The organism is Proteiniphilum acetatigenes DSM 18083, assembly GCF_000380985.1.
GTDB lineage: Bacteria > Bacteroidota > Bacteroidia > Bacteroidales > Dysgonomonadaceae > Proteiniphilum > Proteiniphilum acetatigenes.
This window is the reverse complement of sequence record NZ_KB905693.1, coordinates 523,350-547,887: the sequence shown is the minus strand read 5'-3', so window position 1 is coordinate 547,887 and position 24,538 is coordinate 523,350. Positions and strand designations below refer to the sequence as shown.

Annotated in this window: 25 protein-coding genes and 2 tRNA genes; 8 read left to right on the top strand and 19 right to left on the bottom strand. The window is 42.3% G+C overall.

Annotated elements, in window-relative coordinates; translation table 11 throughout:
• Positions 1–287, top strand: a 287-nt coding sequence (locus F597_RS21900; RefSeq protein WP_026327108.1) for a transposase, incomplete at its 5' end; no start/stop codon positions are given.
• A gap of 202 nt (positions 288–489) precedes the next feature.
• Here F597_RS21900 and F597_RS0104290 read toward each other — a convergent pair.
• The 5 genes from F597_RS0104290 to F597_RS0104270 form a co-directional block, all read right to left on the bottom strand.
• Positions 490–1,317 (bottom strand): phosphogluconate dehydrogenase C-terminal domain-containing protein, encoded by an 828-nt coding sequence (locus tag F597_RS0104290; RefSeq protein ID WP_019538480.1) that lies wholly within the window; start codon positions 1,315–1,317, stop codon positions 490–492.
• A gap of 19 nt (positions 1,318–1,336) precedes the next feature.
• Entirely contained in the window at positions 1,337–2,377 is a 1,041-nt protein-coding gene (locus F597_RS0104285; RefSeq protein WP_026327107.1) for a Gfo/Idh/MocA family protein, read from the bottom strand.
• 17 nt (positions 2,378–2,394) lie between these two features.
• Positions 2,395–3,219 (bottom strand): sugar phosphate isomerase/epimerase family protein, encoded by an 825-nt coding sequence (locus F597_RS0104280; protein WP_019538478.1) that lies wholly within the window; start codon positions 3,217–3,219, stop codon positions 2,395–2,397.
• Positions 3,220–4,134: a GRP family sugar transporter gene (locus F597_RS0104275; protein WP_245541986.1), complete on the bottom strand. Its 915-nt coding sequence runs from the start codon at positions 4,132–4,134 to the stop codon at positions 3,220–3,222.
• Positions 4,135–4,618: 484 nt separating this feature from the next.
• Positions 4,619–4,691 (bottom strand) — tRNA-Gly (locus tag F597_RS0104270).
• A gap of 83 nt (positions 4,692–4,774) precedes the next feature.
• On the opposite strand from F597_RS0104270, the gene F597_RS0104265 reads away from it, so the two are divergent.
• Positions 4,775–4,848 (top strand) — tRNA-Pro (locus tag F597_RS0104265).
• A gap of 28 nt (positions 4,849–4,876) precedes the next feature.
• On the opposite strand, the gene F597_RS0104260 is transcribed toward F597_RS0104265, so the two are convergent.
• Positions 4,877–5,173 carry a winged helix-turn-helix domain-containing protein gene (locus tag F597_RS0104260; RefSeq protein ID WP_019538476.1) on the bottom strand — a complete coding sequence of 99 codons (297 nt, stop codon included), beginning with the start codon at positions 5,171–5,173 and terminating at the stop codon, positions 4,877–4,879.
• Between the two features lie 2 nt (positions 5,174–5,175).
• Positions 5,176–5,751, bottom strand: a complete 576-nt coding sequence (locus tag F597_RS0104255; RefSeq protein ID WP_019538475.1) for a hypothetical protein — start codon at positions 5,749–5,751, stop codon at positions 5,176–5,178.
• A 283-nt stretch (positions 5,752–6,034) separates the two neighbouring features.
• Here F597_RS0104255 and F597_RS0104250 point away from each other — a divergent pair, with 283 nt between their 5' ends.
• Both F597_RS0104250 and F597_RS0104245 read left to right on the top strand, forming a co-directional pair.
• Positions 6,035–7,741, top strand: coding sequence for a DUF3857 domain-containing protein (locus tag F597_RS0104250; RefSeq protein ID WP_019538474.1), 1,707 nt, complete (start codon positions 6,035–6,037; stop codon positions 7,739–7,741).
• A 22-nt stretch (positions 7,742–7,763) separates the two neighbouring features.
• Complete coding sequence (locus F597_RS0104245; protein WP_245541985.1) at positions 7,764–9,728, top strand: DUF3857 domain-containing protein; 1,965 nt, start codon at positions 7,764–7,766, stop codon at positions 9,726–9,728.
• 26 nt (positions 9,729–9,754) lie between these two features.
• Here F597_RS0104245 and F597_RS0104240 read toward each other — a convergent pair whose 3' ends face one another.
• The 9 genes from F597_RS0104240 to F597_RS0104200 all read right to left on the bottom strand — a co-directional run bounded on the left by F597_RS0104240 (position 9,755) and on the right by F597_RS0104200 (position 17,345).
• Positions 9,755–10,228, bottom strand: a complete 474-nt coding sequence (locus F597_RS0104240; RefSeq protein WP_019538472.1) for an Lrp/AsnC family transcriptional regulator — start codon at positions 10,226–10,228, stop codon at positions 9,755–9,757.
• A 124-nt stretch (positions 10,229–10,352) separates the two neighbouring features.
• The gene (locus F597_RS0104235) at positions 10,353–11,045 is read right to left on the bottom strand and encodes a 2-C-methyl-D-erythritol 4-phosphate cytidylyltransferase (protein ID WP_019538471.1); all 693 of its coding nucleotides are present in this window, start codon (positions 11,043–11,045) and stop codon (positions 10,353–10,355) included.
• Positions 11,042–11,233, bottom strand: a complete 192-nt coding sequence (gene xseB, locus F597_RS0104230) for an exodeoxyribonuclease VII small subunit (RefSeq protein WP_019538470.1) — start codon at positions 11,231–11,233, stop codon at positions 11,042–11,044. Before xseB ends, F597_RS0104235 begins: the two co-directional genes overlap by 4 nt.
• A 25-nt stretch (positions 11,234–11,258) precedes the next feature.
• Positions 11,259–12,515, bottom strand: coding sequence for an exodeoxyribonuclease VII large subunit (gene xseA / locus F597_RS0104225; protein WP_019538469.1), 1,257 nt, complete (start codon positions 12,513–12,515; stop codon positions 11,259–11,261).
• A 2-nt stretch (positions 12,516–12,517) separates the two neighbouring features.
• Complete coding sequence (locus F597_RS20095; protein ID WP_019538468.1) at positions 12,518–14,167, bottom strand: S8 family serine peptidase; 1,650 nt, start codon at positions 14,165–14,167, stop codon at positions 12,518–12,520.
• Positions 14,164–14,391: an LPXTG cell wall anchor domain-containing protein gene (locus tag F597_RS0104215; RefSeq protein WP_019538467.1), complete on the bottom strand. Its 228-nt coding sequence runs from the start codon at positions 14,389–14,391 to the stop codon at positions 14,164–14,166. The genes F597_RS20095 and F597_RS0104215 overlap by 4 nt, the downstream gene beginning before the upstream one ends.
• Positions 14,375–14,875: a flavodoxin domain-containing protein gene (locus tag F597_RS0104210; protein ID WP_019538466.1), complete on the bottom strand. Its 501-nt coding sequence runs from the start codon at positions 14,873–14,875 to the stop codon at positions 14,375–14,377. The genes F597_RS0104215 and F597_RS0104210 overlap by 17 nt, the downstream gene beginning before the upstream one ends.
• A gap of 6 nt (positions 14,876–14,881) precedes the next feature.
• Positions 14,882–16,345: an aminoacyl-histidine dipeptidase gene (locus F597_RS0104205; protein ID WP_019538465.1), complete on the bottom strand. Its 1,464-nt coding sequence runs from the start codon at positions 16,343–16,345 to the stop codon at positions 14,882–14,884.
• 4 nt (positions 16,346–16,349) lie between these two features.
• Positions 16,350–17,345, bottom strand: a complete 996-nt coding sequence (locus tag F597_RS0104200; protein ID WP_139224113.1) for a lysylphosphatidylglycerol synthase transmembrane domain-containing protein — start codon at positions 17,343–17,345, stop codon at positions 16,350–16,352.
• A 172-nt stretch (positions 17,346–17,517) separates the two neighbouring features.
• Between F597_RS0104200 and rsmA the strand changes: the two genes are divergently transcribed.
• The 4 genes from rsmA to F597_RS0104180 all read left to right on the top strand — a co-directional run bounded on the left by rsmA (position 17,518) and on the right by F597_RS0104180 (position 21,193).
• Entirely contained in the window at positions 17,518–18,318 is an 801-nt protein-coding gene (gene rsmA / locus F597_RS0104195; RefSeq protein WP_019538463.1) for a 16S rRNA (adenine(1518)-N(6)/adenine(1519)-N(6))-dimethyltransferase RsmA, read from the top strand.
• 44 nt (positions 18,319–18,362) lie between these two features.
• Positions 18,363–19,307 (top strand): magnesium/cobalt transporter CorA, encoded by a 945-nt coding sequence (corA, locus tag F597_RS0104190; protein ID WP_019538462.1) that lies wholly within the window; start codon positions 18,363–18,365, stop codon positions 19,305–19,307.
• Between the two features lie 199 nt (positions 19,308–19,506).
• Entirely contained in the window at positions 19,507–20,337 is an 831-nt protein-coding gene (locus F597_RS0104185) for a helix-turn-helix transcriptional regulator (protein WP_019538461.1), read from the top strand.
• An 82-nt stretch (positions 20,338–20,419) separates the two neighbouring features.
• On the top strand, positions 20,420–21,193 hold the full coding sequence (locus F597_RS0104180; protein ID WP_019538460.1) for a sulfite exporter TauE/SafE family protein: 774 nt from the start codon (positions 20,420–20,422) through the stop codon (positions 21,191–21,193).
• A gap of 45 nt (positions 21,194–21,238) precedes the next feature.
• On the opposite strand, the gene F597_RS0104175 is transcribed toward F597_RS0104180, so the two are convergent.
• The 3 genes from F597_RS0104175 to trpS all read right to left on the bottom strand — a co-directional run bounded on the left by F597_RS0104175 (position 21,239) and on the right by trpS (position 24,312).
• Positions 21,239–22,120 (bottom strand): GNAT family N-acetyltransferase, encoded by an 882-nt coding sequence (locus tag F597_RS0104175; protein WP_019538459.1) that lies wholly within the window; start codon positions 22,118–22,120, stop codon positions 21,239–21,241.
• A gap of 95 nt (positions 22,121–22,215) precedes the next feature.
• Positions 22,216–23,112, bottom strand: a complete 897-nt coding sequence (locus F597_RS0104170) for a DUF2156 domain-containing protein (RefSeq protein WP_019538458.1) — start codon at positions 23,110–23,112, stop codon at positions 22,216–22,218.
• A gap of 210 nt (positions 23,113–23,322) precedes the next feature.
• A complete protein-coding gene (gene trpS, locus F597_RS0104165) occupies positions 23,323–24,312 on the bottom strand; it encodes a tryptophan--tRNA ligase (RefSeq protein WP_019538457.1) in 990 nt (329 codons plus the stop codon).
• Between the last annotated feature and the right edge of the window lie 226 nt (positions 24,313–24,538).

Sequence of the window (24,538 nt, the reverse complement as noted above, 5' to 3'; positions counted from 1 at the left end):
AATTAAAAGAACATGTCCATTCGCATACGGCATCTGTCATCCCACCCAAGGAGCTCCCCAGTGTCCTGCCCTGGGTCCATACGGCAATAAGTAATGCCAAGCGACAATTATTGGGCGTATATTACAAAATGAAACCCGAATACTTACAATATTATCTAAATCAGTTCTGTTACAAGTTCAACAGGCGTTATTTCGGTGAGAAGCAGTTTGACAGGCTTCTGGTAGCTGCCCTCACTTACACGCCCGATTTCAAATCAAGAATTTATAATAGGAACTATTGCGGATAATCATTTTATTTAATTATCACGGTTGATACTTTGATCGGATGTTTTATACCTTTGAATTGAAGTACAAAAACGGATTATCCATCCGTACGAGATTGTCAAAATAAAAGGTACTCCGATAAAATTCCCAGTCCGTTATGCTTATGTTAGTCTCGTAAACATCATTCTTCAAATTCTCAACCCTACGACACATAATATGAAATGGTCAGGTAATGGCCAATATTTGCTCCTTTACATTGTTAATATCCAGTACTTTCTTCCAGTCGGTTTTAAAGATCTCATTGATTCCGTATGTAATGGCCTTATTAGCTGCATCAGAGAATACCGCTCCGGGTATTTGGTCAAAAAGGACAGCCAACTGTATATGAAGATGCCCCAAGAGAAAATCTTTCGCCGCTTCGGCTGGCATCCCCTGTTTGATCACCTCATCCAGTCCTTGTCTTATCACATAGATACAGGTAGATGAAAGCGTTTCCACCAAGCCTGGTTCCAAAATAGCCATCTGCTCCACGGTAATTCTGTGTGCTACTGAGATAGGTGCGTACATTTTCCTGGCAATCTCTACTCCCAGTTCGTAATCCGATTCTTCGCCCTCCATTAAGGCGCATACCATGGTTTGTTTTGCCAGGTTGCCTCCAAAATGATCTTTCTGCGCTTCAATGGTAGGTTCCCAGTTGAATATTGAAGGATGGGAAGGATGAGCCACAAAATAGGCGATATCGGGACGATGGTAAAGCTTTCCCGCGTAAGGGGCGGCAGGGTCGAGCGTGATGAGCAGAGAATGAGGTTTCATCAGTTTCACGATTCCGGGCGATACCGATTCAATGGCGACATCAGGAATTGCCAATATCACCACATCTGATTCCGGCACCGATTCCGATTCCTGAGAACAGCTGATATCAAGTGCTCTCAGCCTCTCCCTTCCCTCTTCACTTATTTCTACATAAGAGATGTCATAAAGTTCACTCTTCAGGTTTCTGGAAATACGTATACCCATTTTCCCACCCGCACCGATAATTGTTATTTTTTTCATTGTAATATATTTATAAGTGCTAATCAAAATCTCTCAGATAAATTAATTCTCCCCTCTTTGCCGATTCATAGGAAGCCCACACCAGTCGTACGGTTTCCAGATTGTCTTCACCCGTAGTCTCGGCCTTTCCTTTTTGTATCATGGCATTCAGGATATTGCGATTTATATGTATTCCACTTTCATGATTCACGATATAATCGGAATCGGCCCAATTGTAGGAGGGAAATTCAACTTGCTCCAAAGTTGTTCCTTGCGCTATGGTGGTCCGTATTTCAAAAGAATTCCCAGGCCCTAAGGCAATACTTCCCTTTTCTCCTTCCACCAACACATTGACGGTAGAAAACATATCATGCTCTACTATAGAAGCATAAGACATCTCTGTATAGAGCGGCATCCCATTGACCATTTCCATCATTATCACAGCTATATCTTCCCCTTTGATTTCGGGATTTACCGTTCTGATCTGACACCACAACTTAGACGCTTCTCCAAATAAATAGCGACAGATATCGAGTACATGCGACCCCATATCGGTAAGGATAAAATGAGGAAGTTCCTTCAGAAAGGGCTGATTATCGAAGACAGGAAATCCCGAAAGGAAGGAAACCCGCGCCTTGAAAGGTTTACCGATAACTCCGGAATCCAGTATCCTCTTAAAACGTCTGATGGGAACTTGCCAACGGAAATTTTCATGAATGTATAGTGATACGCTCTTCTGTCTGCATTTCTCTACCATCCTTTTAGCAGTCTCCCAATCAGGTGCCATTGGTTTTTGACAGATTATATGCTTTATCCCTGCGTCAACAGCCATTTCTACAAACTTGAAATGGGTATCGACATCGGTAATAATATCTACAAAATCGAGTTTTTCTTTGGCAAACAACTCGGCAGCATCATCATAAATACGTTCCACTTGAAACCGCTTTGCCAATACCTCCGCTTTCGCTTTGGTACGATTGTAAAGCGCCACAAGTTCCACCTCGGGAATTTCACTCCAGGCTCCTACCTGAAACTGCGACCAAAAGCCGGTGCCTAAAACGGCAAATCTTAATTTTTCCATCGAATTAGTATAAAAAATTAATATGATAACTGACGTAAGTATTGCATACTCCTGCAAGCCCATTCATTTTCACGGGCAATCGTATCTTCGAGGGTAGGCCCGAACGGAGTCCATAACTCCAGAATTGCGCTCCTGCATTTATTCGTGGCACCGAGTCTACCGAACAATCCGGCTATATCGAGTTTACCTTCCCCTGCCGGTGTACCTTCCACCCTGAATCCCATTTTATGATCCAGCCGCCCGATACTGAAATCTTTCACGTGAAGGTTCAATGTATAAGAAGAGAGTGCGTTGATAACTTCTGCGGTGCCTTCAGGTATTCCGAGGGAATTGACCGTATCCAGGCAAATACCTACAAAAGGGGAATTACAGGCCTCTATAATCGATGAAAATTGAGCACAATTCAATCTGTCATGATTTTCCAATGCAAGCCTGACCTTCGCTTCCTCCAATGCCGGAATACATGAACGAATCACCTCAATTACGATATCCGGTGAGGGTTCATATCCATCATCGTCGATAATAAAGCGTAAAATACCTGCCTGTAGAAATCCGGCTATAGCGGTGTACATATTCAATCTTTCCAAGGTAAGTCCTTTTGCACCCACTTCTATCGCAATCGATCTCTCTCCGGCAAACGACAGGAGTCCGGCCAGTTCATCCCGGGAATAGTTCTCAAGGGCCATATTATCGGCAAACTGCACCACTTCCGCTTTCAGCTCCGATGCTTTTTCAATCAGATCAAAAGCAGACAGGGGAGTTTTGTTTCCGTATCCGGGAACACCTATCGACCATGTGAAGGTGTAACTACCAATCCCTATTTTAAGCCTGTTATTCATCATCTACACATACCGTGAATAAATGATCAACGCCAATCCGATCAGGTAAAACAGGAACATGAGTCCCAACAACTTGTTCGTTCCCTTGGGAGCATCCTTGAACTCTTTCCAAACGAAAATACCCCATATAGCAGCTACGATAGGCGCACCATTGCTCAGTCCGTATGCAATGGCAGGAGAAGCGGCTTTGGCTGACATTACACTCAACACCTGTCCCAGACACCAGATCATCCCACCAAGCATTCCTATAAAATGCATACCGGAAGTTCCCTTGAAATAGTCTTTCATCGTTACAGGCTCCCCTTCCACCGGATGTTTCATGAATACCGGGTTGAATATAAGTGTACTTACAAAAGCTCCCAAGGCAAAGAATACCACAGAAGTATAAGGCGTCAATGCACCTCCGGTATACGAAGGAGAGATATCAGTACCGACAGACATCATTACAAAACGATAGAAAAAGGCAATGAAAATACCGGCCATCAATGCATAAATAACCCCTTTCGTGCTTTTCTGCTGAAATACCGACCTCTTTTTATAGGACAGCATACTGTATATGATGGCCAAAATTATCACGGCACAACCGACGAAAAGCCAAACAGGATTTCCTTCGGGTTGACCAATATAATTCACCACAATGCCCAATATCCATCCTATACCTCCTCCGATAGGAAAAGCTACGGCCATACCCGTTGTGGCAATACCGGCCGTAAGTAAAAGGGTACCCAGATTCCAGATAAAGCCTCCAAGTATCGCAAACAGGATATAACGGAGATGAGCCTGGGCTACATCCTGCACAAATGTCCTGTTGGCAGGCTCCATGCTACCAAGAGTAAATGCGGTGATAAGCGATAAAATCACAATTCCGACAGAAAAATCCCAGTAGAATAATTCAAAACGCCAGGGACGTTTAATCACATTTCTTGTGTTTTGCCATGAACCCCAACAAATCATTGCCAGGAAACATAATATTATGGCTAAAAAATAATTCTGTACTTCAAACATGTTCTTCTATTTGTAAAATGTTTTAGGTAATTAAGATATGTTTTGTATACTATATTCCAATTTTGTGTATGCAAATATATGAACATTTTACATACACACAATAAAATCAAACAATTTTTTTAATTTTATTTTTTAACCTCTTCAATAATCTTCTCAGAATATTTTCTTATCAAAAGGGAGATAACAGGTTGCTGATGCGGGATAAACTAATTATCGGGATGATAAATTGATTACAGGTATCAGGCGGAGTTGCAGTAATTTTAAAATTGATGATGTATGGTGTAGTATAATATATCTTCCGACAAAGGTATTTTCTCTTCATAGTTTTTTCGATCATAGGTTTGTTATATGAAAAAGCACCTACCGAAATAAATCGATAAGTGCTTAATAATAAGAGAGCGGCAAACGAGACTCGAACTCGCGACCCTCAGCTTGGGAAGCTAATGCTCTACCGACTGAGCTATTGCCGCATTACAGATGCAAAAATAATCAATTTTCATAGAATTCCTCTCTGATTCGGAAAAAATTATTTACCTTTGCACCCACAATTGATCGGGATGTAGCACAGTTGGCTAGCGCGCCACGTTCGGGACGTGGAGGTCGGGTGTTCGAGTCACCTCATCCCGACATAAAAGGGCTGAATATCAGCCTTTTTTTATTCCTCTTTCGGCGGATTCAGGTAACTCTGTAAAGCTTCCACGTACAGTTGAAAAGCATGCATGCCTTTTTGGGTAATACGACAGACGGTACGCGTGCGTTTACCGGCGAATCCCCGTTCCACATCAATATATCCGGCTTCGTTCAGTTTGTCGATCTGTACGCTGAGGTTACCGGCAGTAGCACCGGTTTTCTCGCGGAGATAAACGAAATCGGCTTCTTCTACCGAAATAAGAATAGACATTACAGCCAGACGAAGTTCGGAATGCAATAAAGGATCGAGCGATGCAAACATAACTATCTCCTTCCTTTTGCGTAGAGAATATGACCGGGAATGACCATCATTACAAGAAATAAGCCGGCAAAAACCAATATCTGATCAGTACCTTGCGTAAACAGGCAGGCAAGTGATAACACAATTCCCGCAAACCCGGCAACCGCTATCGGGATAAAGCGTATGACCAGCCCGGTGATTGCCGTACCGCTTCCCATCAACAGAATAGTGATGAACAGGATCGGAAAATTCCAGAAAAACATAGCCGTTATCGATATCATAAAACCGGTCACCCCCATCACTATCCAGACATACCCAACTACCCTGTCGATATAGGTCTTGACACCCTTTTCATTTTTCCGGAGAAGGATGAACATCATCGGACCAGCTATCACAGGGATCAGAAACCACAAATAATGCATCCGGTAATCCCCGGTTGTCGATAGAAAATACCAGACCAGTAAAGACACCACAATCGTAGTATATCCCCAGACAAGGAAGGGCATTCCGTTGCCTTTCTCCAGTTTACGCTGCGTGTTTTGAATCATTCGAGTGATGAGTTCTAAACTCTCTTTCTCATTTAATTGTCTCTCTTCCATTGTTTTTGTTTTTAATATTACAAATCGGTTTATGATATAAACTATAATTATACTGCAAATATAAATCAGTTTATAATATAAACCAAATAAATTACAAGAAAATTGAATAAAATAATAAAAAATGGTTTATATTTGTGTCGTAACTTTTATCTCTTTGAAGATTTGCACTATGAGAAACATCGCAGTTCTATTCGTCATTTTTCAGTCATTCGCCTGCCTTTCGCAGTCATCTTCGAGCGAGATAATAAACCGCACCTCCCATTTCATATTTAATAGTAACGGAATGGTACAGATTGATACCGTATTAATGCAAATAAACGACAGGAATGCGGATACAGAGATCATCATACCCTATTCCAAAGGAGATAAGATAAGTGTAGATATTGTCCGGCTTGAAGATCAGGACGGGAATATTATCCGGAAGTTGAAGAAAAATGAAATAAAGGACCGCAGCTTTATCTCTTCGATATCGTTATACGAAGATGATTTTGTAAAATATTTCGATCTGAAGCATGATCAATTTCCCTACCGTATCTTCTACGTCTCCTGGATTCATTATGCAAAATCACTGAATATTGTCGATATAGACCATGCCAGAACTAAAACACCTGTCCATTCGGGCACTTTAATCGTAGAAGTACCGATAAAAGATTCCATAAGATACAAATATGAAAATGTGGAAAGTCCCAAAACAGCTGTACAGAACCGGTTCAGGAAATATATCTGGAAATATGGTTACATACCGCCGTCCTCTGCTGACATCTATCGCCTGGACAAGGATCTGAAAGCCCCGTCCATCCACATTGTTCCCTTGCATTTCAAATACGGTGAAGCCGGAAGCTTTGAGTCCTGGAAATCCTTTGGAAACTGGATATTCCGCCTGAATAAAAATAAAGACAAACTACCGGCAGAAGAGTGTCAACGAATTGACAACCTACTCAGGAATACTCATAGTCAAAAGCAAAAAGTTGAAATTCTTTACCGGTATCTTCAGGATTATACGAGATACATCAATGTGAGTATTAAATTAGGAGGTCTTCAAACTTATCCGGCCAGCTATGTTTGCAATAATAAGTATGGCGATTGTAAAGCCCTTACCAATTATTTGCAATCCATGCTGAAATATGCAGGTATACCATCATATTATACACTTGTCGAAGCCGGTACAAAAATCTCCGAATTGGATGTTAACTTTCCATCTCAGGCATTTAACCATGTTATACTGACCGTACCGCTTGAAGAAGATACCGTTTTCCTGGAATGCACCGATAAAAATATTCCGTTCGGATACATCGGTACTTTTACACAAGGCAGGAAAGCGCTTCTGGTCGATGAGAATGACAGCCGGCTGATTCCGATTCCGGCACTACAGCCGGACGATGTGCTCTGTTCCCGGACTATAGAGGTAAAAACGGATATACAGCAAATCCATCTATCGGAAGTTCAGAAAGGTCATAAATATGAATTTTTTAATTATGCAGCCAAAGAATTGGGCAAAGATAGAGTAGATGATATTATCCGTAGTCAGATTTTTTCAGGCAAAGCGGAACTTATTGATTATGAATTAAACTCCAACAACCGACAATCTCCTGAGATCAGTCTGACCGCCCGATTCAAAGCTGAAAATATATATAAAGAATACGGTAAGAATATAATTCTTTCACCCTTCCCCATGGATTTTAAAGACTTTGAAACTCCTGACCAAAGGACAACCGGTGTACAAATCAATTATCCTGAATTTTACCAGGATACAATTATTTACGAGATACCCGACAAAGAAATTATCAAGATCCCGGAAAGAGTATTTGTTGAGACTGATTTCGGGAAATATGAAATCTTTTTTGACCTAAAAAATCACACATTGGTTTGTTATAAAACTTTTCTATTATACCCAGGTAAGCATCCTATTGAAAGATATGAAGAATTCTTCCGGTTCATCCAAACGATGAAGAACAACGAATTGAAAAATATCCATATCGAAACTCTTTAATGAAACATCCCAACTAATATATATGATGAAAAAAAATGCTATTCTATCTCTTTTCTTCTTTTTGTCTATAATGGGATTTGCCCAGGAAGAGAAATATTCACTCGATTTCGGAAGAGTAACCCAGTACGAAATGGTCATGAAAGAGTATGAAAATGATCCCGATGCGGATGCCGTCATACTTTACAATCAGGGGGAGTACTTTTATTCGGGAAACTATGAGCAGGGCGGTTTCCTCCTCCGCATGAAGAAACAGATCAAGATCAAAATTCTCAAACAGTCGGGTGTACAGTATGCTAATTTCGAAATTCCAATATTTAACGGAAATTCGGGATGGGAATCCATCGAAAGTGTTGAAGGCACCACATATAACATAGACCAAGGCTTTACACAAACAAAATTAGAAACAAGGAACATATTCGAAGAGAAAGTAGATGATGATGTTCGTGTCAAAAAAATCGCTCTCTCAGATGTACGTCCCGGTTCGGTCATCGAACTAAGCTATACCATTGTAAGCCCTTATTTTTTCAATATGCGCCGATGGTATTTCCAGCAAAAGATACCGGTTATTTTCAGCCACTTAAAATACAAAGCAATCCCATATTATGAATATGCATATATACTTAAAGGAACCGATAAATTAGATATTTTCACCGCCACTACACCCAGCAATGAAATCCAATTCAGGAATCTCAGATACCGGGAAGTAATTTATAACTTCGGGATGAATAATCTTCCTGCCTTTAAAGATGAAGAATTTATTTCTTCCGTTGACGATTATATGATCAATATCAATTTCCAGCTTTCAAAGTTTCATCACCCCAACGGAGGAAGCAGAGATATCATGACCACGTGGCCGGCCATGTGCGATGAATTCCTAAAGAACGATTATTTCGGAAAATATATCAAAGATGTAGAAAAGCAAGCTCCTAAAATTATGTCCGGGATCGAACTTAAAGATAAATCTGCACAGGAAAAGATTGAAATCATCACCGAATTTGTTAAATCGAAATACAGATGGAACGGGTTCTCAGGGAAATTTGCAGATACGAATCTGAAAGATTTTTTGAAACAGCAAAGCGGAAATACCGGAAACATTAATTTACTGCTTGCAGGATTATTAAAATCAGAAGGGATAGAGGCATACCCCGTCATATTAAGTACCCGGGGCAATGGTACCATCAGTTTTTCCCATCCGTTTCAACAATTTTTTAATTATGTCATTGTATTGACAGAAACAGATAGCAGGATTGTGCTTCTTGATGCGACTGATCCTCTTTTGTATTATGCCGTATTGCCTGAAAAATGTATGAATGTAGAGGGGTTAGTGATAAAACCACAATCAGAGGAATGGATTACAATTCAACAAAAAACCTCATCAACATTACAGAAAAATTTAAAGCTGGAAATTAATCCCGAGACAAATACCATTCAGACTGAAGCCCTGTACTTGTCTACAGGGCCGGATGCATACAGATTGCGTTCAACTTATCTTGGCGATCCCGATAATCTGATCAGATATCTAAAAGAGAGAGAGCAGATCACCGCCACCGACATGAAACTTCCGGAGACAACAGCACTGAATAAACCTTTTACCTTCTTCTTCCGATTTGAGAGTCCGGTCGATAACCATTCCGGTAAATTATTTATTCATCCGTTCTGCTCTTTGAGTTTAAATAAGAATCCGTTCAGGCAGTCAAGCAGGGCACTTCCGGTTGATCTTGTCTATTTACAGGGAGAAGCCTATAAAAGTACGGTCGTAATTCCCGAAGGATATAAAGTTGAATATATTCCTGAAAATGAATCGATAGAAAACGATTTGATCTCATTTTCCTACTCTACATTCATCACTGGAGATCAAATTGTCTTTAACACTCAATTTAATTTAAAACAATTCATTATACAACCTGAAGAATATGGAGAATTGAAAGATGATTTCAATAAAATGATCAAATGCCTTTCGGATCTGATGATACTGGTTAAGGAGTGAGAAAAATGAATTGCGGTTGTGAAATCTTATTCCCCATTCGTATCTTTCATAATTGGAATTCCGCGCTTCACGCTCTGGCTGAGTGAGATCATCGTCTCTGTGGCTACTACACCCGGTATCTCCTGGATGCGGTTATTCAGCAGATCCATCAGATGCTCATTGTCACGTGCAAATATCTTCACCAGAAGGGTATAGGGGCCGGTGGTAAAATGGCATTCGGTTACTTCAGGTATCTTATCGAACTCGGGGATCACATTTTTATACATCGATCCTTTTTCGAGTTTTACCCCGATATAAGCACTGGAGGCATAGCCAAGCACTTTTGGGTTTACATGGTATCCGGAACCGGTAATCACATCGTTTTCGATCATCCGTTGCACACGTTGATGGATAGCGGCACGCGACACACCACACTGCTCCGCCACATCTCTGAAAGGAATCCGGGCATTTTGGGAAATGATCTCCAGAATCTGCCGATCTAACTTATCTATTTTTTCCATAGGTGTCTGCTTTTGATTGATCCTTCAAAAGTAATAAATTTCTATGATATTTTGACAAAATGGAATGATATTTTTTGAATTAGCCCAATTTTCTATACCATTTACTGAAGAAAACACCGAATATCTATCGATTTGCCATCAATTGCCAGTAATAACCGGCAAGTGCCATATCGAAGGGAGTGGTGATTTTGATGTTGGTTTCCTCCCCCTCAACCAGTTGAATTCTCATACCCCATTTCTCCGCTACCGATGCATCATCAGTAAAAGAAGGATCAAAACCGGTCTCATAAGCTTTTTTCAATTCCTCTGCCGGAAAGACCTGTGGTGTCTGAACGAGTTTCAACTGTTTCCGGTCGACCATCCGGCTCCCTGTTCCGGTGAGCTGACGCACACTGTTTACTTCATCCACCACGGGGATCACTCCGCATTGATTTTCGAAAGCAGTATCAAAACATCGTCCTATCAGTCCGGGTGTTACAAAGGGGCGTGCACCGTCATGCACACCCACTATCTCATCTGCCGAAATTTCTTCTAACCCGTTTTTCACGGAATGAAATCGTGTTTCTCCACCAGGTACGACTGTATGCGGGATAGAGAATCGATATTCCTCGCACAATTGCGACCACAACAACTGCGCTTCCTCCGGAAGCATCACGACAATACGCATCCTGTAGTCATAATCATGAAAAGCCCGGATAGTGCGCATCAGCATGGGTTCACCCCCGATGGATTGGAACTGTTTAGGCAATTCCCCTCCGACCCGAAGTCCTTTTCCTCCGGCTACAATAATCACGCTTCGTTTCTTTTCAGGGATCATGCGATATCATCTAAAATTTTCTGTAGTTCTTTATCGGTTTTGGTCAGCTTTTCCTTACAAAAAGCGATCAGTTCCGATGCCCTTTTTACTTTCTCGGTAAGGGCATCTACATCCAATTCACCCGACTCAATAGCAAAGACAATTGCTTCGAGTTCTTTTTTGGCTTCTGTATAGGTCATTTTTCCCATATTACTTCCTTTGCTGATTATAAAATTATCGCTCAGATTTCTCTATCTTAGAGATAACAGAGGTAGAAATACCGTCCCTGAAACGGGTTTCGATAATATCATCCACAGAGAGGTCATGCAACGAAGTCACAATTCTTCCGTTCTTTAGTGTGAGGGTATAGCCGCGTTTGAGGATATTCACGGGAGAAACCATCTGAATAAATTGCTCCCTGTTTTCCAACAGATGGAATTGATGCTGCAACAAATGCTTCACTCCATATTTCATCCTACCTGAAAGTTGTTGTATTGCAGCAATCTCTCGCTGTATCATAAGGGAGGATTGATGCACTAATTCTTTAGACAACGAAAAAAGATCCGTTTGCTCTTTTAACAGCCGGGATTCACTTTCAGACACCACTCTCTCTTCCAGGCTGATAAGCTCAGTTGCCGTCCGGTTGAGACAGGCAATAAAAAACTCGGCTACCGCTGTGGGTGTCTTCGTACGGGTATGTGCCACGATATCCAGTACGGTTACATCCCTTTCATGCCCAATACCGCTAATCACCGGAAGTGGAAACTGCGCTACGTTGGTAGCCAGGAGGTAGGAATCGAAACAGCTCAGGTCTGACGATGCTCCCCCACCCCGGATAATAGCCACGGCATCGAACAGTTCCCTGTATTGAAACACCTTCTCCAATGCTGCAATAATGGAAGCTTCGCTCCTATCACCCTGCATGACCGCCGAAAACAATTTCGCATAGAAAACAAATCCTCCGGGGTTATTCGCCAACTGATCACAAAAATCCTCATACCCGGCGGCAGTAGGAGACGAAATCACCGCAATCCGGTTTGCTAATTCCGGCAACTCCAGTTCCCTGTTAAGCGTTAAAACACCTTCTTCCTCCAGTTGTTTCAGGATGAGTTGCCTGTTACGGGCTATCTCCCCCAGTGTGAACGAGGGATCGATATCCACTACGGTAAGTGAATATCCGTAGAGCTCATGGAACTCAACCGAGACACATACCAATACATTGATCCCCGATGTGAACTGCTGCCCGGTCTCATTTTCAAAATAGGCCGACAACATCTGAAAAACGTTCGCCCAGATCACACCCCTTGCTTTTGCAATGATGGATTGCGTTACAGCATCTTTTTCTATAAATTCGAGATAACAATGCCCGTTACGGTTACGGCGCACATCGCTTGTCTCCGCCCGCATCCAGTAGGTTTCCGGCAGATGATCGCGGATAGCATCCTTCACCTGACGATTGAGTTCAGATAATGTAAGAGAAGATTCGTTCATAATCAGATCTCCACCTTATATATACGTTGCTTAAACGGTTCTTCCGTCACGAAATAGAGGAATCGGCTATTTTTGCGGATACTGTCATGGAGTGGAACAAAGAGTGTATTCTCTTCATTGAATCTGTACGCATAGATCAACGAACCCGATTCATCGAGTACCCGGAACGAGTAAGATGAGGGAGAAAATACCGGATAAGAAAGGCTCACCACATAATCGCCCGAAGACTCGGGACGAATATCCCATCCGTTGTCCGTCACTTTTTGAGGATAAATCTCCAGTTTTCCCAATACCTCTTTCATTGCCTGATGAAAATCAGGAATACCGTATCCATATATGGAATCGGGGGCAAGATACCTGTCGGACGATCGTTTCACGATATCTATCAACTCCGAACGGTGCAGGGTAGGGTTCACCGACCATAGTGATGTTATCAGCCCGGTCAGAAAAGGAGATGAGAGGGAAGTACCGTTTGTGTGTACTATTGCCCCATCCCGGCCAATGGTAATGGTTTCTCTCCCCACGGAAACCAGATCCGGCTTGATACGGTTATCAGCCGTCAACCCGTGCGAACTGAAAGAAGCAATAATACTGTCCGTACCTACAGCTCCCACTGCGAGTACATTTTTTGCATCAGCCGGCGGGGTAATCTTTTGCCATGACTTATTTCCTTCGTTGCCGGCGCTTACTACTATTAATATTCCTTTTTCGTAGGCTATATCGGCAGCCTGCGACATAATCGACACACTTCCATCCAGTTCGGCATGCGTATAATTTAATAACTTATCGTCAAAAGAATTGTATCCCAGTGATGTATTGATAATATCCACTCCCAGGCTGTCCGCAAATTCAACAGCCCGTACCCAATAATCCTCTTCTACGGGAAACTCACTGGTAGTATCTTCCGACCGCAGGAGCCAATAAGTAGCTTCCGGTGCAGAACCCATCATTACTCCCGGCAGATCGGTCGCCATTGTGGACAACACTTTGGTACCATGATCACTGGAAGCAAATATACTTCCTGATGGCACAAAATCCATATAACCTCCCAACCTGACCGATTCGAATCGGGGGATCACATCAAAATTGGTAAATCCCGCATCGATCACACCTACCAGCATATCCTTCCCCCTGAATCCGGCATCAGCCATTATAACGGCATTGTGCATCCGGAACTGTGCATCGGTAAACCCGTATTCAGTATCAGCATCCACAATTTCATGACAACCTACCGGCACCAAACGGGGACGGGCTTTCTCTGCGGCAGGCAGCTTGTTTCCCCGCCAGATATATTTCACTGAATCGACAAACGAGAGGGATTCGATATTTCCGATCCCAAGGCTGTCACTGATCTCTACAACCAGGGTACCGAACCATTTACTATGTGTGATAACCTTTCCCCCTGCCTTTTCTACCAGCGTGAAATAGTCGCGTGAGATAGGAAGATCCGACTCATCGATCTCAACTTTTTCTTTCTTTTTTCTTTCGATTGCCCGTCCGGAAAGGAAGGTCTCGGGTCTATCGGGTGAATAGGGGATATTTCCTTTATCTTTCAGATAGACACGGAATTTATAATATTGCGGATATTGAGACGTCTGTCCGGAAGAGAGAAATGCAAATAGGAATAAAAGAAACAGGAACAAATACCTCATTGATTCAAATCTTTTTTGGAAGAGAATCGATCTCTTATTTTTTGTCTTCTCTTAAGGATAAAGAAGAGCAATATTGCTATCAGCAAGCATATCCCGATAATCCCGAAGTACTCGTTCCAGTTACCGGATGCTTTGTATCTCGGATAAGCCATCACAGCCATAATGGCAAAATAGACAAGCAACACCAAAGGGAATAGTATATGTCTTTTAATATTCCGGCTCATTAACTGATAATATTATATTGGCAAAACGCTCAATTCTCTCCTTTGAGATGGCCACAACCAGATCTCCCTGCTCTATCATCCGGGTAGTTACTACGCGTTCCCAGAAGCTCAGTTTCAACTTATCTACCTCTCCTCCGAAGTAATCGCGCACCACTGCTTTCCGGTTAAGGGTTTCCGGGAAGGCATTCTCCAGTTGCTGTTGCGCCTTCTCACCCGAGTAAAGACAGTTGATAAACAGACCGAGTCGTTTTGTGGCAAGCAATTCCAGATTTTCGTTGCAAAAGGACGATATCTCCTCCTGGATCTTACCACTATGGATGGAGCCTCCTACTATCACTGTATCATATCCCGAAAGATCGGGCAGAAAATCCCTCCTGTTCAGGTTGCAGATATCTACCTTTCCGTCTATCCGCCTGAACAATTCCCGTGCACATTTTTCCACTGTGCCGTGATTGGATGCAAAGACAATCAGCGTATTGTCCATGAATGACTATTTCAAATTCTCCAGTGTCTCAACAAGATAATCGTAGCATTTCCCCACAGTAGTTATCTGAACCGCTTCATCAGGCGAGTGCGCCCCGGTGATAGTCGGCCCGAAAGAGACAATATCCAATTTTTGTTCCACATTCGACTGGATGATACCGCATTCCAGTCCGGCATGGATCACTACCACTTTAGGTCTTTCACCATATTTCTCCAGATAGATCTTCTCCATGGTGTGCAATAATTCGGAGGCTGCATTGGGCTGCCATCCCGGATAATCACCGCCGAATTCAACTTTTGCTCCCGCCAGATGGAAGAGGCTCTCTACCGAAGAACAGATCCAATCTTTACGGCTTTCGGAGGAACTCCGTACCAGCAGTTTTATATCGACACTATCGCCGGAAGAACGCACAAGGGCAAGGTTCAGCGAACTCTCCACCACCCCCGGAAAGTCGGCCAGATAGCTGATCACACCATTAGGACAAGCTTCTACCGCATTAATAATATCATCCTGCACCTCTTCGGGGAAGAGGGCTTCAGGCATATCGATCTTCTCGGCTTTGAATGAGATATTCTCTTCAATACCGGCAAAGTCTTCACGGAAGAGCGATTCATATTCACTCACCAGATCGACCAGATCGTCTGAGAGTTGTTCGGGAATAGTCAGTATCACGAATGATTCGCGTGGGATGGCGTTACGCAGCGATCCACCCTGTATGCTGGCAATGCGTGCTTCGTAATTGGCCACGACATCTTTCAGGAATCGGTTCATCAGTTTGTTTGCGTTGGCACGTCCTAAATGTATCTGTATACCGGAGTGTCCCCCCTTCAATCCCTGCAAACTCACCTTATAGGCTACATCCCCTTCGTCGATCCCTTTATCAGGCTGGAACCGGAAGGAGACATTCACATCCCTGCCGCCGGCACAGCCTATACAAAGTTCACCATCCTCTTCAGTATCGAGATTGAGCATTATTGAACCTTTCAAGAATCCTTTCTCCAGACCGTTTGCACCATCCATCCCGACTTCCTCGTCGATAGTAAAAAGCGCTTCAAGCGGGGGATGCTGCAGAGATTCACCTTCGAGCACAGCCATCATGACAGCACAACCGATACCGTTGTCGGCACCTAACGTAGTAGAACGGGCTTTCACCCACTCTCCATCGATATATGTTTCTATGGGATCTGTAGCAAAATCATGCTCTATACCGGTATTTTTCTGAGGTACCATATCGAGGTGCGATTGTAAAATCACCCCTTTACTGCTTTCATACCCTTTAGAAGCCGGTTTTCTTATCACTACATTGCCCACGCCATCCTGCTTTGTTTCCAGATTAAGCGATTTCCCAAAATCCATTATGAACCGGGTCACTTCTTCCATCTGTCCCGTAGGGCGGGGTATCTGTGTAAGTGAATAAAAATGCTTCCAAACTCTCTGCGGGTCTAAACTCAAAATTTCTGCTACAGCCATATTATTATAATTTTTGTTCTCTTTTCACGTACGGCATGGCAATTACACCGAAAAGGCCGTAAAGGATCTGCCATACCGACTGAATTGTGAATACTGCTCCGGCAAAAGCAAGTGCTTCCTTCTCCGCCACTCCCAGAATGAGGAGTGAAGAGATCACCACAAAATGCCACGGCCCTATTCCTCCCTGCACCGGCACGGAAATACCGATATTGGTCATCGCAAACACGATCAAACCGGCCAGAGGACCAAGATCTTTCGTAAAATCAAACGCATAAAAGCAAATGTAAAAATACAAATAAAAACACAACCAGACTAAGATCGTATAAATTATTATGCGTTTTTTCTCCTTCATCTTGGAGATAAGCTTCAGATCATATTTGAGTGTACTGAAAAATTTGTAGATTTTCTCCATGAAAGAGGTTTTTCTGAAGAGGGTACACATTAATCCGATAATCAGTACCACTACCGCCAGGATCACATATATCCAGACAGATGAAAACATGTTTGTCAGACCATCCGTAAATTGCGGATTATCACGAAGATAAGAGGCAAAAAAATCAATATAAAGCAGCACACTGATAAAAATGATAACCAGTCCTGCCACAATATCCACCATCTTATCCACCAAAAAGGTCTCAAGGGTTTTCGAAAACGGGATACTATCGTATCTGCTCACCACGCCGCAACGCCATATATCTCCGGCACGGGGAAGCACAAAATTGACTGCATAATTCCCCAGCGTGGCATACACAATACTGGCTCGGGGGGGATGATACCCGAGTGAGTTCACAAACAACTCCCATCTCAGCCCTCTGATAGTATTCCCTATGAGACCAAAAATAAGGGAAGCTAAAATTACACCGATATTGGCTGATTTGATGATATGCCACAACTCCCCCATATCGGTATTCCTGTACATCGCCCAAATAATAAGTAATCCGAGCGACAGGGAAAAGAGGGTCTTTAACAGACTCTTCACCGAATCCATATTTACTTTCACCTGCTATCGATTATTATCTTATACAACCACGATTATCACCTCTTCTCAAAGGCAAACGAATACAAACTATTCAACAGCCGTATCTCTTTTTTTATGAACGCATTTGTCCTGTTTTACGTAATAAAATGTTACCTTTGCGGCGGTAAAGATAAGGAATAATCGCCATATTGCAATGTTTCCGGTAAAAGCAAAAAAAAACCTGGGACAGCATTTCCTTAAAGACAAGGAAATCGCGCGCCGCATCGCGGCGACCCTCGATCAGTTCCCCTCGCTGCCCGTGCTTGAGGTGGGACCGGGGACAGGTGTGCTTACCGAATTCCTGCTGGAGAACCAAAGAGACCTGACCGTGGTAGAGATAGACCGTGAATCGGTCGCCTACCTCAAAGAGCATTATCCCACATTAAACGGGAAGATACTGGAGCAGGATTTTTTACGGATGGATCTCACGCAATGTTTTGATGGTCCTTTCTGCATTATTGGGAATTATCCTTACAATATCTCATCGCAAATTTTTTTCAAAGTGCTCGACCACAAGGACTCCGTCCCCTGCTGTTCGGGTATGATCCAAAAGGAGGTTGCGGAACGTATGGTCGCTTCACCCGGCAACAAGGCCTACGGTATTCTGACTGTTTTATTGCAGGCATGGTACGATGTAGAGTATCTTTTCACGGTGAATGAACAGGCGTTTATTCCTCCGCCCAAAGTCAAATCGGCAGTTGTACGGCTCACCCGCAATAAGCGAAAGCAACTCAACTGTAATGAGAAGTTATTCAAAATGGTAGTGAAGACCGGTTTTAACCAGCGACGAAAGATGCTTCGCAACTCCGTCAAGTCACTACTATCCGGAGAGGATCCTTTGCCCGACGATCCTATGCTTACGAAACGACCTGAGCAATTATCGATCGAGCAATTCGAAGAGCTGACTAATCTATTGGAACCGCTGGTCAGGCAAGCTCAACCGGAAGAGAGATAAACCATTTTTGAACTAATTTTAATCACGATTAAAAAAGAGACACCATGGCGGAAGTAAAACTTTTTTATCATAAAGACGGTATCGTGAGATTGAGCCGTAGCCTCGATTTCCTAAAATCAAACCCCATCGGGAACTTTCTGTGGATCGACCTCAACGACGTGGACGAGGAGGTAGAGAACGAACTCGAAGATTTCCTCAAAATATATATCCAGGAAGAAGAAGAGATGATCGAGATCGAGATGTCGTCGCGTTACATCGAGACCAACGACACGCTGGTGGTCAACTCCAACTTCCTGTTGTCCAATTTTGAAACGGATCCGGTATCATTCATCCTTAAAAACAATATCCTGGTGACTGTCCGTGGTGAAGAACTGATCTCATTCCACGAAACGGTAAAAAAAATATCGGCCAACCCCAGGAACTATCCCACCGGGGCGCATGTCTTGGTGGCACTTCTGGAAACACGTGTGGAATATGATGCCGACATGATCGAGAACATGACCCAGAAGATCACCCAGTTAAGTAACTCTCTCACACTACAGGAAGCTGACGAGGAACTGCTGTCCGAAATCAAGAATCTGCAGGAAAAGACGATGATGCTCCGCGAGAATATAATTGACAAACAACGCGTTGTATCAAGCATGTTACGGAGTGAATTTATCCCTGCCGAGTTGCAACCTAAACTCACCATTATCATTAAGGACATCAACTCTCTGGTGGAGCACATCAAGTTCAGTTTCGACCGTCTGGATTACTTGCAGGATACCTTCCTTGGGTATGTAAATATTGAGCAGAACAAGATCATTAAGATATTTACCATCTTTAATGTCATCTTTCTGCCGCCAACCCTTGTTGCCAGTATTTACGGAATGAATTTTACCAATATGCCCGAGTATGAGTGGGTATTAGGTTATCCTTTTTCCATTGCAATGATGGTTCTTCCGGTAGTGGGGCTGCTGATTTTCTTTAAAAAGAAGAAGTGGTTGTGATTCAGATTTAAGATTTAAGATTCAAAATTTCAGATTCAAGAGTCAAGATCCAGGATCCAAGACAAAAGATTGAAATTGATAGTTATTCAAATTTATTTTGTTTTTTCTTTCCTATCATACGAGCCAACATTCGAACCAACAGTTTACAAAAAGGCTGTAATTTACCAACTCACCACTGCAGGTTTGAGAACTTTGAACTATGAATGACAAAAAGATTGACATAAAAAACAAACTTGATGAGGGGTCGACTCTTAAAGTTTCACGGTTTAAAGAACATATTAAGAAAACCAAGCCCCATAAGCACGATAAATATTTCGAATTGATATTTCTATCTGAGGGTGAAGGTTTTCATTGTATCGAATCGGAGAAGTTCATGGTATCAGCCCCTGATTTTTATTTCCTTAAACCCGGACAACTTCATTATTGGCAATTTACATCTATTCCCAAAGGATTTGTAATACTCTTCAACGATAACGAGTTTAACGCCGTTAAAGAAAACCTGTTGATTGACTTGATCCGGGAACTGACCGATACAACAAGACTAAAAATCCAACCTGATAAATATCCAACCTATCTATTGGAGGAAATATATAACGAATTTCAACTCAACACACCCTATTCAAAAGGAATCATTCATGGATTGCTTAAAGCTTTATTCGGCAAGCTACTGCAAATAAAGGAAGACAATCCTGATAATCAAACCCAACCACAACCTATCTATGAGCGGTTTATGATGTTACTGGTAAAAGAATGTCCACGACTACATAAAGTCAATGAATTTGCCGACTTGTTACATATTACCCCTCAAAACCTGAATACCATTTGCCGGAAACAGGCGGGAAAAAGTGCCAGCAAAATTATTACTAATCAACTATTACTTGAGGCTAAAAGATATATACTACATACCGACAACACCATTAATGAGATAGCCGAAATCCTATTCTTCTCAGACCCTTCCAATTTCATAAAGTTTTTCAGGAAACATGAAAATATAACACCGGCACAATTCAGAAACAAATATTTTCAATAATACCATTTTATCATATATTCTTACCATATCTCAGGCATCCATACAAGGTATTTTTGTTCCGTAATTTAAAAAATATACTTGTATGGAAATAGTAATAATTTGTCTGGGTACATTTTTCACAGCTATTCTGACATTCTTTTCGGGTTTCGGGCTGGGAACAATTTTAACCCCTGTTTTTGCATTATTTTTCCCGATTGATATTGCCATTGCACTCACGGGTGTAGTCCATTTTTCAAATAATCTTTTTAAAATCGCATTAATCGGTAAAAGTACCGACAAAACAGTTTTACTACGTTTTGGGTTACCTGCCTTCTTAGCATCGTTTGCAGGAGCGTGGCTATTACTAAGAATCTCCGTTTTGTCAACGCTTTTCCAATATGAACTTTGGGGGAGATCTTTTGAAATTACACCTGTAAAACTCATTATAGCCTTATCATTAATTGTCTTTTCAGTACTCGAAATCTCACCCTCATTTCAAAAGGTTCAATTTGGTAAAGATAAATTAGTGTGGGGTGGTATGCTGAGCGGTTTCTTTGGTGGGTTATCGGGCATACAGGGTGCTATACGCAGTGCATTTCTTATAAAAAGCGGACTTTCAAAAGAAGCCTATATTGCAACAGGCGTAGTGATCGCCTGTATAGTCGATTTTACACGGCTTTCAGTTTACGCTTCACGTTTTACATCCGCAAATCTGGATGAAAGCCTGGCACTTTTAATTTCGGCAACCTTTTCAGCAATTGCAGGGGCATATCTCGGAAAAAAGCTGCTTAAAAAAGTAACTTTACCAAGCATTCAGTTTATTGTGGCGGTAATGCTTGTTTTGATTTCAATTGCATTGGGCTTAGGATTAATTTAAATTTCCTGATTCCAATTATTTATAGAAACATCTTTCTTGTTGAATTTATTCGAGCATAAAATGCATTTGTGGTTCTTTTTCAGGGAAGAGAGTGCTGAACGGTTCTCCTTTTTTGGAAATATGATATCCCAGAAGGAGTTGCGCCAACGCCCTTATGCCGGTCGTGAGTATAGGTTTCGATCTATCGACGGGAAACGTCCTCTCAACCTTTCCGTCCATGACCGTGAATGAGGCATTGTTATTTCCCAACAACTCATCATAGACCCTTATTGAGAATGATTTTTGTTTATAACATGCAGCAAACAGGGAAAGCAATCTTTCGGCATCGATCACACGTGCCATCCCTATCAAATTTCTTTTCGCCGGAAAATCATAAAGCGCCGCCTCCTCCACCATGGCACGGAAATCATCGAATGATTTCTGGACGGTCATATCTTTTTGCCTGAATAAGGCGTTAAACCCCCTGAAGGCCGCATACAGGTCGTCGGGATACTTTTCAAGCAGTACCTTTAACGAAGGCAACGCTTCCGTTCCGGCATCAAAAGTCTGTGCAAACCCATACCGATCATAAAATCTCAGCAGCCACTCTTCCTGAGGGACAAGCAACATCAGCGGCACATCCTTACGCTCCGCCTCTTCAAAACTTTTGATCAACAGTTGCCGCACATATCCTTTTCTCCTGTATTCGGGGAGGGTAGAAACACCGGCGAGGTAAATGACAGGAATCTCCGTCTCACAAAAGGTGAATCGGTAAGGTAACATTTGCAGGGAAGCAACCGCTTTATCGCCCTCCATGTACAGAAGAGTGGTCTCGTCACGGTATTTATGACGAAAGTAGACTTCCATGTAGTCATCAGGATCACCGAAGACGGTTTTCCACATCTCCCGCACCTGTAGTCTTGTTGTCTCGTCGGCAAATTGTATCATTTACTCAAGTTCCGTAAGTTGTATGATTGCGACTAAAACATCTATAGGTCTCCGTTTTAATCGCATACATTTCAAATTTAAATGCGAAACTTAAATCATTTAAATCTCGCGTTATATTTTTCGAGCAATATATCGGGATGATAGGACTCCTTCGCACGACGGAGATTCTCCATCCCCATATCCTCTTCCCTGTTCACATAGGAAAATTCCGATGCCTCATTTTCGATGAATTGCTGATTGATGATAGTGTACGCACCATGAATAGAGGTAAACGCTTTCTCCACATGCACCACGAAAGTATCTTCAGTAAGCGGCTCACCGATAGTAAAGGCGGCTATCTCGTTGTCGACACAAATCAATCCTCCTTTCAGGTTAAAATATTCGAAATTATCGAGCATCAGCGTAGTGGCATGATCATCATAGACCAGTGATGGATCTTTTTCCTCTTTGTTCATTTCCATCCACTTGTCGAGCATATTCTTGCACTCTTCCACCAACGACCGGTTTCCGGTAAGGGAATGATACTTCCAGTCATTCTCTCGTTTGAACCGATTGATATGATTTCGTTTGCTTTGCAGTTTTTTTCCTTTGAGATGGATCAGTTTTTCGGTCGTGTAGATATAATCGGAGACAGATCTGTTCAGTTGGTAGTCGAACCGGCCGGGCATCGCATCTTCAATTTCTTTTATCATTTCTTTCGTCAATCCCCTCATCTGAAAGGGGGAACTGAACGACGAATGATTTTTCTGAATAAGATCTATAGCCTCCTTCAAATTACCCGCCCCTACCGGTTTGAGATAAGAATTCCGGCCATTATTGTCTTTAAACCTGATAAACAACCAATCGGGTGTTATAGCAAATTGTGTATCGAATTTTCTTCCCCAGCAATACAAATTAGTAAAACAAAGATCTGATGCTCTGTAGTTTTGTTGCCGAAGGTAGGAATTGATGATATTTTTATCTTTTAATTCAAGCGATTTAAATGTCAGCATAGAGACATACTTTTCTTTTTTGTATTACTTTGGTGAACAACCAACGGGCTGAAAAGTTTAGATCATTTAACTTTCGCAAGCTGTACCATTAAGTTGTATTACTCATCGCTGGTTATAGGTATCCCGCGAAACATCTAAAGGTCTCCGATTTAGTTGCACACATTCTGCTGAATGTATTTACGGAAGTGAAGTTAAGAGGAATTTCCACTTTTAAAATGGTTTGAACCCGACTATTTCCCTTACTCCTTCTATGGTTTTGCGGGCGCTTTCCCTTGCTCTTTCCGCCCCCTCAAGGGTCACTTTACGCAAATAAGCGTCATTTTTCTCTATTTCTTGTATCCGCTCTCGTATAGGGGTAGTTACTTTAATAATATCTTCGGCCAGTTGTTTCTTCAGATCACCATAACGGATTGTACATGTGTTCCACTGCAATTCATAATGTTGCACTACCTCGGGGGCAGATACCACCCGAAGCAGAGTAAAAAGATTTTCGATATAGTCGGGTTTTATGGAGTTGGGGGCGGTCGGACCGGCGTCGGTAAGCGCTTTTTTCACCTTCTTTTCAATCTCTTTCGGGCTTTCACCCAGATAAATGGCATTTCCCTCCGATTTCCCCATCTTTCCGCTACCATCCAATCCGGGGATTTTCACCAGTTCTTCCCCGAAGTTATAAGCCACCGGCTCTTTGAAATACTCCACTCCGTAGAAATGGTTAAAGCGGCGGGCAAAACGGCGGGTCATTTCGAGGTGCTGCTCCTGATCTTTCCCCACAGGCACTTTATCGGCGCGATGAATAAGTATATCGGCGGCCATTAGCGTGGGATAGGTAAGTAGTCCTGCGTTTACGTTCTCCGGCTGCTTGCGCGCTTTTTCCTTAAATGAAGACGTTTTGGAGAGTTCGCCCAGGTAAGCATGCATATTAAGGTAGAGATACAACTCTGCTGTTTCGGGCAGATCACTCTGCACATAAATCACCGATTTCTCAGGATCAATTCCGGCAGCAAGGTAATCCACCAGCACGTTCTTCACATTCTCATGCAGCATTTTCGGATCGGGATGCGTGGTGAGGGAATGTATGTCGGCTATAAAAAAATAACACTTGTTCTCCTCCTGCATCCTGATAAAATTACGCAACGCACCGTAATAATTTCCCAAATGCAGTTTCCCGGTAGAACGAATACCGCTTAATACTATATCCATAATCAGTTACAATTCTTTTTGAACGCACAAAGATAACCTTTTTTTTCAAATCGAGGATCGATCGTACCGGTCACAAGTTGAAAAATTGCTTTCCCACCGGTCTTTTTAAGATTTACTGCAAAAATCAATTAAAGAAAAATTTCCTCAAATAGTTCTGGGTAAACAGATAAAAAGTTGTACTTTTGTAGTGCTAAAGGAAAATAAATTATCGGCACTAGCAAAACCA

Excerpts from the sequence above, each read along its gene's own strand:
- F597_RS0104290 (WP_019538480.1), bottom strand. The coding sequence starts at position 1,317 with ATGAAAAAAATAACAATTATCGGTGCGGGTGGGAAAATGGGTATACGT.
- F597_RS0104285 (WP_026327107.1), bottom strand. The coding sequence starts at position 2,377 with ATGGAAAAATTAAGATTTGCCGTTTTAGGCACCGGCTTTTGGTCGCAG.
- F597_RS0104280 (WP_019538478.1), bottom strand. The coding sequence starts at position 3,219 with ATGATGAATAACAGGCTTAAAATAGGGATTGGTAGTTACACCTTCACA.
- F597_RS0104260 (WP_019538476.1), bottom strand. The coding sequence starts at position 5,173 with ATGTTTGCATCGCTCGATCCTTTATTGCATTCCGAACTTCGTCTGGCT.
- F597_RS0104255 (WP_019538475.1), bottom strand. The coding sequence starts at position 5,751 with ATGGAAGAGAGACAATTAAATGAGAAAGAGAGTTTAGAACTCATCACT.
- F597_RS0104250 (WP_019538474.1), top strand. The coding sequence starts at position 6,035 with ATGGTACAGATTGATACCGTATTAATGCAAATAAACGACAGGAATGCG.
- F597_RS0104245 (WP_245541985.1), top strand. The coding sequence starts at position 7,764 with ATGATGAAAAAAAATGCTATTCTATCTCTTTTCTTCTTTTTGTCTATA.
- F597_RS0104240 (WP_019538472.1), bottom strand. The coding sequence starts at position 10,228 with ATGGAAAAAATAGATAAGTTAGATCGGCAGATTCTGGAGATCATTTCC.
- F597_RS0104235 (WP_019538471.1), bottom strand. The coding sequence starts at position 11,045 with ATGATCCCTGAAAAGAAACGAAGCGTGATTATTGTAGCCGGAGGAAAA.
- xseB (WP_019538470.1), bottom strand. The coding sequence starts at position 11,233 with ATGGGAAAAATGACCTATACAGAAGCCAAAAAAGAACTCGAAGCAATT.
- xseA (WP_019538469.1), bottom strand. The coding sequence starts at position 12,515 with ATGAACGAATCTTCTCTTACATTATCTGAACTCAATCGTCAGGTGAAG.
- F597_RS20095 (WP_019538468.1), bottom strand. The coding sequence starts at position 14,167 with ATGAGGTATTTGTTCCTGTTTCTTTTATTCCTATTTGCATTTCTCTCT.
- F597_RS0104215 (WP_019538467.1), bottom strand. The coding sequence starts at position 14,391 with ATGAGCCGGAATATTAAAAGACATATACTATTCCCTTTGGTGTTGCTT.
- F597_RS0104210 (WP_019538466.1), bottom strand. The coding sequence starts at position 14,875 with ATGGACAATACGCTGATTGTCTTTGCATCCAATCACGGCACAGTGGAA.
- F597_RS0104205 (WP_019538465.1), bottom strand. The coding sequence starts at position 16,345 with ATGGCTGTAGCAGAAATTTTGAGTTTAGACCCGCAGAGAGTTTGGAAG.
- rsmA (WP_019538463.1), top strand. The coding sequence starts at position 17,518 with ATGTTTCCGGTAAAAGCAAAAAAAAACCTGGGACAGCATTTCCTTAAA.
- corA (WP_019538462.1), top strand. The coding sequence starts at position 18,363 with ATGGCGGAAGTAAAACTTTTTTATCATAAAGACGGTATCGTGAGATTG.
- F597_RS0104185 (WP_019538461.1), top strand. The coding sequence starts at position 19,507 with ATGAATGACAAAAAGATTGACATAAAAAACAAACTTGATGAGGGGTCG.
- F597_RS0104180 (WP_019538460.1), top strand. The coding sequence starts at position 20,420 with ATGGAAATAGTAATAATTTGTCTGGGTACATTTTTCACAGCTATTCTG.
- F597_RS0104175 (WP_019538459.1), bottom strand. The coding sequence starts at position 22,120 with ATGATACAATTTGCCGACGAGACAACAAGACTACAGGTGCGGGAGATG.
- F597_RS0104170 (WP_019538458.1), bottom strand. The coding sequence starts at position 23,112 with ATGCTGACATTTAAATCGCTTGAATTAAAAGATAAAAATATCATCAAT.
- trpS (WP_019538457.1), bottom strand. The coding sequence starts at position 24,312 with ATGGATATAGTATTAAGCGGTATTCGTTCTACCGGGAAACTGCATTTG.